General features: G+C 56.7%; 10 protein-coding genes. 3 read left to right on the forward strand and 7 right to left on the reverse strand.

Features of this window, described 5'->3' with window-relative positions; genetic code table 11:
- Nucleotides 1-265 precede the first annotated feature (265 nt).
- The 3 genes from QP109_RS09110 to fdxA form a co-directional block, all read right to left on the reverse strand.
- Nucleotides 266-1,600 (reverse strand): citrate synthase, encoded by a 1,335-nt coding sequence (locus tag QP109_RS09110; RefSeq protein WP_285024422.1) that lies wholly within the window; start codon nucleotides 1,598-1,600, stop codon nucleotides 266-268.
- A 282-nt stretch (nucleotides 1,601-1,882) separates the two neighbouring features.
- A complete protein-coding gene (gene dapC, locus QP109_RS09115) occupies nucleotides 1,883-3,025 on the reverse strand; it encodes a succinyldiaminopimelate transaminase (protein WP_285024425.1) in 1,143 nt (380 codons plus the stop codon).
- An 18-nt stretch (nucleotides 3,026-3,043) separates the two neighbouring features.
- The gene (gene fdxA, locus QP109_RS09120) at nucleotides 3,044-3,367 is read right to left on the reverse strand and encodes a ferredoxin (protein WP_101627551.1); all 324 of its coding nucleotides are present in this window, start codon (nucleotides 3,365-3,367) and stop codon (nucleotides 3,044-3,046) included.
- A 54-nt stretch (nucleotides 3,368-3,421) separates the two neighbouring features.
- Here fdxA and QP109_RS09125 point away from each other — a divergent pair, with 54 nt between their 5' ends.
- On the forward strand, nucleotides 3,422-3,799 hold the full coding sequence (locus tag QP109_RS09125; RefSeq protein WP_285024427.1) for a putative acetyltransferase: 378 nt from the start codon (nucleotides 3,422-3,424) through the stop codon (nucleotides 3,797-3,799).
- A gap of 80 nt (nucleotides 3,800-3,879) precedes the next feature.
- Here the strand turns inward: QP109_RS09125 and typA are convergent, their stop codons facing one another.
- The gene (gene typA / locus QP109_RS09130) at nucleotides 3,880-5,799 is read right to left on the reverse strand and encodes a translational GTPase TypA (RefSeq protein WP_101627553.1); all 1,920 of its coding nucleotides are present in this window, start codon (nucleotides 5,797-5,799) and stop codon (nucleotides 3,880-3,882) included.
- Nucleotides 5,783-5,971, reverse strand: a complete 189-nt coding sequence (locus QP109_RS09135; protein WP_270772027.1) for a hypothetical protein — start codon at nucleotides 5,969-5,971, stop codon at nucleotides 5,783-5,785. Before QP109_RS09135 ends, typA begins: the two co-directional genes overlap by 17 nt.
- Nucleotides 5,972-6,094: 123 nt before the next feature.
- Between QP109_RS09135 and QP109_RS09140 the strand changes: the two genes are divergently transcribed.
- Entirely contained in the window at nucleotides 6,095-6,673 is a 579-nt protein-coding gene (locus tag QP109_RS09140) for a 1-acyl-sn-glycerol-3-phosphate acyltransferase (RefSeq protein WP_502929308.1), read from the forward strand.
- A 282-nt stretch (nucleotides 6,674-6,955) separates the two neighbouring features.
- Here the strand turns inward: QP109_RS09140 and QP109_RS09145 are convergent, their stop codons facing one another.
- Complete coding sequence (locus QP109_RS09145) at nucleotides 6,956-7,285, reverse strand: XRE family transcriptional regulator (protein WP_101627554.1); 330 nt, start codon at nucleotides 7,283-7,285, stop codon at nucleotides 6,956-6,958.
- Between the two features lie 465 nt (nucleotides 7,286-7,750).
- Between QP109_RS09145 and QP109_RS09365 the strand changes: the two genes are divergently transcribed.
- Nucleotides 7,751-8,158: a type IIL restriction-modification enzyme MmeI gene (locus QP109_RS09365; protein ID WP_425319843.1), complete on the forward strand. Its 408-nt coding sequence runs from the start codon at nucleotides 7,751-7,753 to the stop codon at nucleotides 8,156-8,158.
- A 70-nt stretch (nucleotides 8,159-8,228) separates the two neighbouring features.
- Here QP109_RS09365 and erm read toward each other — a convergent pair whose 3' ends face one another.
- The gene (gene erm / locus QP109_RS09150) at nucleotides 8,229-9,083 is read right to left on the reverse strand and encodes a 23S ribosomal RNA methyltransferase Erm (protein ID WP_016456425.1); all 855 of its coding nucleotides are present in this window, start codon (nucleotides 9,081-9,083) and stop codon (nucleotides 8,229-8,231) included.
- Nucleotides 9,084-9,836: the final 753 nt, after the last annotated feature.

The raw sequence follows: 9,836 nt of genomic DNA on the forward strand, positions 1-9,836 counted from the left end.
CCGACCGGCTACGACACCGCCATCGACTACAACCCCGCCTACCAAGACGGCTCCCTACACATCCGCAAAGGCTGGGCCGGACGATAAACCAGCCACAACACGCCGAGCCCATACACACATTTTGGCCATTAACTCCTCACGGGGGTGGCAGACCGCAGTCTGCCACCCCCGTTGACGTTCAGTTGATCGGCCTCGTCGGTTGATCGGCCTCGTCCCCACGTGACAAGGACTTTGGCTACACACCGAGCGCAAACCCGACAGCGCGTTAGTCAATCACGCGAGCCGAACGCTGGCGAAGAAGCACATAGTCGCGCTCAGTCGCACCAACGTACACCTGGCGCGGGCGACCAATCTTCGTCGACGGATCCTCGGTCATTTCAACGTACTGCGCAATCCAACCGGGCAGGCGACCAAGTGCGAACAGGGGCGTGAACATCTTGGTCGGGAATCCCATCGCCGAGTAGATCAGACCCGTGTAGAAGTCGACATTCGGGTAGAGCTTGCGCTCCTTGAAGTAATCGTCATTCAGAGCGATATCTTCAAGCTCCATCGCAATATCCAGGAGCTCGTCGCGCTTGCCGAGGCGAGACAGAACATCGTGTGCGGTTTCCTTCACCAGAGCCGCGCGCGGATCGTAGTTCTTGTACACGCGGTGCCCAAAGCCCATCAGACGTACACCTTCCGCCTTCGACTTCACCTTGTCCACATAGCTCTGAACCGACTCACCTGTGTCGCGAATCTGATTGAGCATGCGCAGAACCGCTTCATTCGCGCCACCGTGCAATGGGCCAGCAAGGGCGCCCACGCCGGCCGCAACAGATGCATACAGGTTCGCCTGCGAGGAGCCGACCAGACGAACGGTCGAGGTCGAACAGTTTTGTTCGTGATCAGCATGAAGAATCAGCAACATATCGAGTGCTCGAACAATCGCAGGATCAATGTCGTACGCCTGATAGGGCATACCGAAGGTCATGCGGATGAAGTCTTCGGTGTAGCTACGTTGCGAGTCTGGGTACAGCAGTGGCAAGCCTGCGGCGCGCTTCGCGATGTAGCTGATCATGGTCGGCACCTTCGCCAGCAGAAGAACCAGCGCGGTATCCAGCTGAGTGCGGTCGCGCGGATCAAGCGTGTCTTCGTAGTAGGTTGCCAGGCCTGCGACACCCGCTTGGAGAATCGCCATGGGGTGGCCCTTGTGCGGGAACGCCGTGAAGAAGGCCTTGAAGTCTTCGTGAAGCAAGCGGTGGCGCTGGACGGAGCGAATGAAACTTTCCAGCGTGGAGGCGTCAGGGAGTTCGCCGTAGATCAGCAGGTAGGCGACCTCTAGGAACGACGAGCGCTTTGCCAATTGTTCGATCGGGTAACCGCGGTAGCGCAGAATTCCCGCACCACCATCGATGTAGGTAATCGCAGATTGGCACGATGCTGTGTTCGTAAAACCGGGGTCGAGGCTGACTACGTTGCCGTCGGCGAGCAAGCGGGAGACGCTCAAGCCATCATTACCGACGGAGGCGCTGGTGCGCGGGAGAACGATCTTCTTTTCCCCGACGGTAAGCACGCCGTCGGGAGTAGCGTCGACCGTTTCCACTTTTGCCTTGGCCATGAGGACTCCTTAACACGTTGGGCGATGCGGAGCCATGCAAGCACACAGGTTGAAAGAATGCGCAAAAGCGCTTTCGTTCTCAACGAGTCGCTTCACTGCGACCACAATCGCCACTTAGGACGAAAGTCCGTTATTTCTGTCACTCTATACGCCGTTATTCGACCTGTAAAGCACTAGAACGTCAAACTTTCTCCGATTTATTGCAAAAGACTAGTCAACAACACGCTAAGTGTGGGTCATTATTTGAAGATAGAAAGACACCAGATCCGGGAGAGTTTCCCCCTACACAAGGAAAGTAACGCACGTTTCAAGGCGCTGCGAGGCAGCCTCGATACGCTCATCACTTGCCGTCAGAGCCACTCGCACGCGCCCCTTTGCAGCCTCCCCATAGAAATCGCCGGGGGCAACCAGAATTCCCAGTTTCGCGAACGCGTCAACCAACTCCCACGAATCCTGCGTGTGCGGATGGGCAAGCCAGAGATAGAGTCCGGCAACAGAGTTTTCATCATTCACGAGGCCGGCTTTAGCGCACGCTTCGACCAGCCTGTTACGTCGCCGTTCGTACACAGCACGCTGAGCCTCGACATGCGCCTCGTCACGAAGAGCGATTGCCATCGCATGCTGAACGGGAGCAGGAACCATCAGACCAGAGTGCTTACGAACATTGATAATCGGAACAAGCAGATCCGGATCCCCGTAGATCAAAGCACCGCGGTAACCGGCACAATTTGACTGCTTCGACAGCGAGTACAGAACCAACAAGCCACTAGGGTCATCGCCACAGACCTCGCGATCAAGAAGAGAAGGAATTCCTTCTAAAGTCCACGGATCTTCCCAGGGCAGAGCCGCATAGCATTCGTCGGACACGACAACGGCATCGTGCTCGCGCGCCCACTGACGAACGGCACGAAGTTCGTCAACTGACAGGACATGACCATCCGGGTTTCCAGGAGAATTGAGGAAAACAAGAACGGCATCCGGCCACGTATCCGGCTTCCTAGGATCAACTGGAACGGGAGTTGCTCCGCCAAGACGCGCGCCAATGTCATAGGTCGGATAAGCAACCTCTGGGACAAGCACCGTATCCCCCGGGCCAACTCCCAGCAGACGCGGAATCCAGGCAACTGCTTCCTTCGAACCGATGGTGGGAATAACACCGGACAAGCCAACGTCCACCATATTGCGACGTTGCCCCCATGCGAGGATCGCTTCGCGCACTTCCTGAGTGCCAATGACCGTCGGATAACCGTGGGCATCCGACGCTGCCGAAAGTGCGTCGCGGATAAAATCCGGAGTCGAATCGACGGGGGTTCCCACCGAAAGATCGCAGATCCCATCTGGATGCGACGAAGCAAGCGCCTTCGCGGGAGCAAGCTGATCCCACGGAAATTCAGGAAGATTTAAAGAACGAGGCAAGCGGGTCATATAGACCACGTTAGCGACTCAGTCCTGATTTTGCGGAGGAAGTCCAGCAATCATCGAATCGTCGAAGTCCTGGACACCGGTCTTCTGCGCACCACCAGGGGAACCAAGATCCTTGAAGAAGTCAACGTTTGCACGGTAGTAATCCGACCATTCCTCGGGCAGATCGTCCTCGTAGAAAATTGCCTCGGTCGGACACACCGGCTCGCACGCACCACAGTCCACGCATTCTTCGGGGTGAATGTAGAGAGTACGCGCACCTTCGTAGATGCAATCAACCGGGCATTCATCAACGCAAGCGCGATCCTTCACGTCAACACAAGGCTGTGCGATGACGTAGGTCATGGCAACTCCTCATTGGAATCGATAGGGAAGTTTCTGCCCTCTATTATCTCCCCTATGAGTCAAAGTGCCCCACTTGAAAGCGCCAATGCGCATAATCCCGCCGAAGACAAGGCCTGGTCCCCCGCTAGCGAAACCAACGCGAAAGCGCGATTTTCCAAAGACCCACGGGGCGCAATTCCTGCCAACATAACCGAAGGCGCGAATCTGCCACCACTCCCATGGCTCGCATGGATGCCCGGCGAACGCGTTGTTGTCCGCTACCGTTTAGCCGATGGACTCCATGACGCTCTTGGCACCCTCAAAACAACGTCCCGCGACTACGTCGAGATTGAAACCCGACGTGGACTGGTCCGAGTCGATGCCGAAACCATGGTCACGGGTAAAAAAGTTCCGCCCCCACCAGTCTTCGGATCGTTTCAGAAGGAAAACTGAACCAGTCTTCGGATCGTTTCAGAAGGAAAACTGACGGGGACGGAATCTATAGCTGAGCGAGTGAAGCGTGGGCGTGCCACTCACTTCGCTGCGCGACGCTCACGTGCCGCGATCTTGAAACGTTCCTGTGCATCCAAGACGACCTTGCGGACGCGAACCGCTTCAGGCGTGACCTCGACACATTCGTCGCTAGCCGCGAATTCAAGCGACTCTTCAAGAGTCAACTTGCGCGACGGAGTCAGCGATTCGTACACATCAGCGGTAGCTGAACGCGTGTTCGTCTGCTTCTTCTCACGGCAGATGTTGACGTCCATATCTTCGCCACGCGGGTTTTCACCAACAACCTGGCCTTCGTAAACCTCGGAAGAAGGCTCAACGATGAAGGAACCGCGTTCCTGCAGGTTCGTCATCGCATACGGAGTTGCCTGGCCCGCACGGTCAGCAACCAGCGAGCCGGTCAGACGCTGCTCGATGGCACCCTGCCACGGGGCGTAGCCGTCAGCGATCGACGATGCGATACCGGTACCGCGCGTTTCAGTGAGGAAGCGGGTGCGGAAGCCGATCAGACCGCGCGCCGGAACAACAAACTCCAGGCGGATCCAGCCCGAACCGTGGTTCGACATGGTTTCCATGCGACCCTTACGGGCTGCCATCAGTTGTGTAACGGAGCCGAGGTACTCTTCGGGAATGTCGATGGTCATACGTTCCATCGGCTCACTGCGAACACCGTCAATGTCCTTCGTGACAACCTGAGGCTTACCGACGGTCAGTTCGAAGCCTTCGCGACGCATCTGCTCGACCAAGATGGCAAGAGCCAGCTCCCCGCGCCCCTGAACCTCCCACGCATCGGGGCGCTCGGTCGGCAGAACCTTCAGGGACACGTTGCCCACCAGCTCGCGGTCAAGACGATCCTTGACCTGACGTGCGGTGACCTTCGCGCCCTTGACACGACCAGCCATCGGCGAAGTGTTGATACCGATCGTCATCGAGATCGCCGGATCATCAACGGTAATCAACGGCAGAGGACGAGGATCTTCAAGGTCGACCAGCGATTCGCCGATCATGATGTCTTCAATACCAGCAACAGCGACGATGTCGCCGGGGCCAGCAGTCTCAGCAGAAACGCGCTCCAGGCCTTCAGTGCGTAGCAGTTCGGTGATACGCACGGAACGAATGGTGCCGTCATGGCGGGCGAGACCCACATTCGCACCCTTGGTCAGCGTGCCATTGTGGATACGAAGCAGAGCAAGACGACCCAGGAACGGCGATGCGTCAAGGTTCGTCACATGTGCCTGAAGCGGAACGTCCTCTTCGTATTCCGGGCCGGGGATACGGTTCAGAATCGTTTCAAACAGGGGCTCGAGATCCTCGGTCGGAAGCTGACCGTCACCGGGGTTTTCCAGCGAGCACACGCCAGCCTTGGCGGACGCGTAAATAACGGGCACATCGAGCAGAGAATCAACATCGGTTTCAATACCGTCATTCAGCAGATCTTCACCCAGCGACAGTAGAAGGTCGGTCGTTTCAGAAACGACCTCTTCGATACGCGAGTCCGGGCGGTCAACCTTATTCACAACGACAACAACCGGGAGCTGTGCCTGCAGAGCCTTACGTAGAACAAAGCGAGTCTGAGGAAGCGGCCCCTCGGAAGCATCGACCATCAGGACAACACCGTCAACCATGGACAGACCACGTTCAACCTCACCACCGAAGTCAGCGTGACCGGGGGTATCAATAACGTTAATGGTGACGCCGTCTTTAAGACCGAGCTTCTGAGCGGCTGGACCACGGTAGTGGACAGCCGTGTTCTTCGCGAGGATCGTAATGCCCTTTTCGCGTTCAAGATCGCCCGAGTCCATGACGCGCTCGCCCGTCTTCTCGACGGTGTCACGGTCAGAAAAAGCGCCGGACTGCCAGAGCATCGCGTCGACCAGGGTTGTCTTACCGTGGTCAACGTGCGCCACGATTGCGACATTACGCAGGTCAGAGCGGGTTGGCATAGATGAACTCCTCAACAACAAATTGGCCAGCAACACCTGAATCAGTCAGTGCGAACATGGCCGGTGGATACGCATTCGACCCACAAAAATAGCTGAAACCAGAATATCGGCTGAACGCTGACATTCCCCTACCCATACCTGCGACGTTCACCACGTCATGTGGGACGCTCATGCACGCTCGCGAGCCGTCGTACTACCGTTAGATAGGAAGTTAGACCGCATGATGCGCCTCGTCGCCCATCATTGTCGAACACCACCCAACCACCCCGAAGCACCCACCACCGAGAGGGACACCGTGCGAATACGCCCGCTCATCGCCCGCACGTACATGAAGTTCTCGCGTTGGACTCTGTCCGCCGAACCACTGCCTGAAAAAGTTATGGTCATCGGCGCACCTCACACGTCCAACTGGGATGGCGTTTTCATGGCGCTCGCATTCTGGTCGATTAACCGCGAGTTCACGTTCCTCGTCAAAGACTCCGTGGTGAAGGTCCCTGTCTTCGGTAGGTTCGTCACGTGGATCGGCGGACGTGCGATCGATCGCAGCGGTGCACACGGCGTCGTTGGGCAGATTGTGGAGCAGTCGAACGCCGTAGATGAGTTCACCATCGTGCTCACCCCGAAGGGTACGAGGTCCCCGCGCGACTACTGGAAGTCCGGTTTCTACCGCATTGCGACGGACGCTCACCTGCCTGTTCAGCTCGGGTTTGTCGATAAGAAGACAATGACTTTCGGATGGGGTCATAACATCACCCTGACCGGCGACGTGCGCGCTGACATGGAGGCCATCCGCGAGTTCTACGCTGACAAGGTGGGCGTGAACCCCGAAATGGTGTCGGTTCCGCGCCTGCGCGCTGAGGACGAAGAGGCCTAACCCCCTGGTTTTTACTGGCAGAACGCCGGATTGTGTGGCCTCGTCCCCTATTTGGCGTTGAGAGAAGTCGCACCCGCGGGGCGCGCAAGGCACCGTCGCAGGCCTCGAGTCCGGTGGTGGCGGAACGGTCGCAGTGGCCATCATTTCGATCCTTCTGATTGCGTTCTTCTGGCTGCCGCAGGCAAACGCATGGTTCATCAGGAGCACTGAAGAAGCTGACCGGGCATCGGGCATGACCACCTAACCACACAGCTGATTTCAGAAGCAGCCGAAGAGCGTTCCCTAGTCGATGACGAGGGAACGCTCTTCGCTTACAACGAGCACCTCGGCCCCCTTGAGGGCCTCACCGAGAACGTCGTTGACCGCCCACTCAAGAGAGTCAAGGGCGTCTTCTCCCCCGCTGATGGCCTCAGCCTCGCAGTCGTTGACCCGGATGAGCGCAGCCCCGCCGATTGGCACAACACCCTCGGCATCAGAACCGTGCTCTTCAACAATGCGCGCCCACGCGGAGTCCAGCGCTTTCGGCGTTATGACACGCACCCGGACTCGGTATGCCAGGTCTTGGGTTGTGTGCCGATCAAACCAGTCATCAGACACTTTCCACATCGTCATGCTTCAAGTATCAGACCGAGCAGCAGAAACGGCAATGGGTGGGGCATTCCGCTCAACGTTGAAGCGGAGCTCAACCACGTTTCGCACGAGACGAACGTCATAGCCTCTATTAGACTTCTTTGATGTAAGCCCCGTTCGGAACTTGGTCAGAGGTTCAGACGTTGAACCTGAACTCGACGGAGTGTCGTCGATAAATAACTATTCGATGCGCAAAGTACAACGAAATACCGCTAGAAACAGACAACATATGGGGGTGCACAGAAACACATATAGGTTCTGCGGAAAACCTATAGGGTGCGTCGCTAAAAACCGCTGTGCGCGAAAAACATAAAGGGTTTACGGACCCGGTCCCAGACCCCTCAATACTCTGAGCCGGAAGAATGGAAAGTGGAAGGTTGATGTATCCCCACTATTTATTTTTTCCGTTTTTCGGAGTACATCGGGAGCTACAACTGCGGACCAGCTCTGTGTGAACTAGATGAGAAGGCGCAGCAGCGAATCATCGACGCTGGACAGTTGGTGCTGCGGGCACGCGAGCGGCACCCCCAGCGGTCACTCGCGGAGCACTACAACCCGTTATCGATGGACCCAATTCTGCTCAAGGCCCACAACAACTTGGACCGGGAAGTCGATAAGGCTTTCGATGTGGCACGCAAACTCACCAACGAGCGCCAGCGCCAGGAGCTACTGTTCGCCAGCTACGGGGAGTTGGCGAGGGGCTATGTCTCCTCGCTTTCATCAAAATCGAAACCACCAGCAGGGTCGTTCCCCGTGCGGGTGATTTTGATCGGTCCCGCTGCTGGGTGTAGAACCCTGTCGCTGGCAACGCCGGGAACTATGACTGTGCCCGACGAGAACACGTCACTGCCATAACGCGGCTCACGGTAGACGAACATGGGTCGTTCACTACTACTGGTGGATTTCGGTTTTGGTGGTGGGGGGATTACCGCCGCCGGCCTCGATTTTTCCGTTGAGGAGGGCGTTGACTACTTCCCGATTGTGAAATGGGCCGATGGCGCGGTGAAGAGGAACCAGTCACCTGGAAGAGATCGATCCAGTCGCTGGTGTGCAATCTGGGAGGTAGGGTTGCGGGGTCGATTCCTCGCGAGCGCAACCATGATTGTGTCTCTGAACGTGATGAAAACAACCCTGCCCTTCGGAGAATTTCCCCTATCCCGCGTCCCCGGGCGGTGAAAACGGTGTGCACCATCGCCTGAAAGGCTTTGCGTTGCTCTATCGGGATCTTCGGGTCACCCACCCGGCGGATCACTAAGATCCCCCCGTCAACGTTTGGCTGTGGCCGGAAAGCAGACCTTGGTACTCGGGAACCAAGGTGAAACGTGAACCATGGGGACCACTGAGCTGTCATCATCGTGCTTGCACCTACCCCGGCCCGGCGGCGAGCGACTTCCCACTGCATGAGGAGTACAGCGGCAGTCCATGCCGGCGCATGCAACAACTTTCGAAGAATGGCAGTGGTGAGGTGAAAGGGAATGTTTCCCACAATGACGCAGGGAGTGGCGGGTAACGGGAAGTTGAGGAAATCATCATGGACCACTTCGACCGACGCCGAGGCGGTCTTTTTTGTGAGTTTGGCAGCTAGTTTTGCGTCTACCTCAACTGCCGTTATTGCCCTCCCCAAGTGGGATATCGGGTGAGTGAGGGCACCGCTTCCTGGCCCGATCTCAATGATGGGGCCGGAGGTTTGTTTTACAAGATCGACGATGGAGTTGATGATCTTGTGGTCTGTGAGAAAATTTTGGCCATGTTCGTGACGGCCGTATCCGTATGTAGACATCAGGTGTGCTCCGTGGAGTTGAAACGGAGCCGGGCATGGCAAATGGCCGCCCGGCTAAAGGACCGGAGCGGTTTCTAACCTGCGGGAGGGAGAAAACCGCCTTAGCGGCTGGTGAGCGGCCGCATGAAAACGGAACCTGAAATCAACATGGGCCTATCGTATCCAATTAATTTCGCAGGGTCCAATACGGTGAGAAAGAAGACAACCGCACCGCAACAGTGCAAGACCTCTCTGGATTGGAATTTAATTGAACATGGGTTTGGGGTACGACGCGCCCTACTCGGAGTGGCACGGACACTACGGCTGCGCGCCCACACACAACAGTAAAGAGCTCGGCAATGCACAGACACGTAACGAGAGCGCCACAAATGTATGTACGTTTAAGTTACAGCATCGACACTGACGCTCCACATGGAGGGACGGCCGCAGCCCTGCAGCAAGCACACGGCAGGGTGTCTGCTTCGGGCGACGTGAAATTACGCAGAAAAATACGAAACACATCACCGCAGGTCACGGTAGGTATTTGCGGGTCATTTCGTAATCTCGTAAACGAAAAGAACAAAACTACGAAACACAAAAACATACGTTGAGCAGCGTAAATGGTTTTCGTTTCGTAATTTTTCCACTTTTTGAAGAAAATCTAAATAAGAAGAGACACCTTGATTGCGATTGTGTCCCGTGTCACATAGCTGCAACCCCTGCAGCGTGCCCTCAACGAGGACGCTCTGTGTCGTAGACATGTGCCTGCAATGC

This window comes from Pauljensenia sp. UMB9872 (genome assembly GCF_030212665.1).
GTDB lineage: Bacteria > Actinomycetota > Actinomycetes > Actinomycetales > Actinomycetaceae > Pauljensenia > Pauljensenia turicensis_B.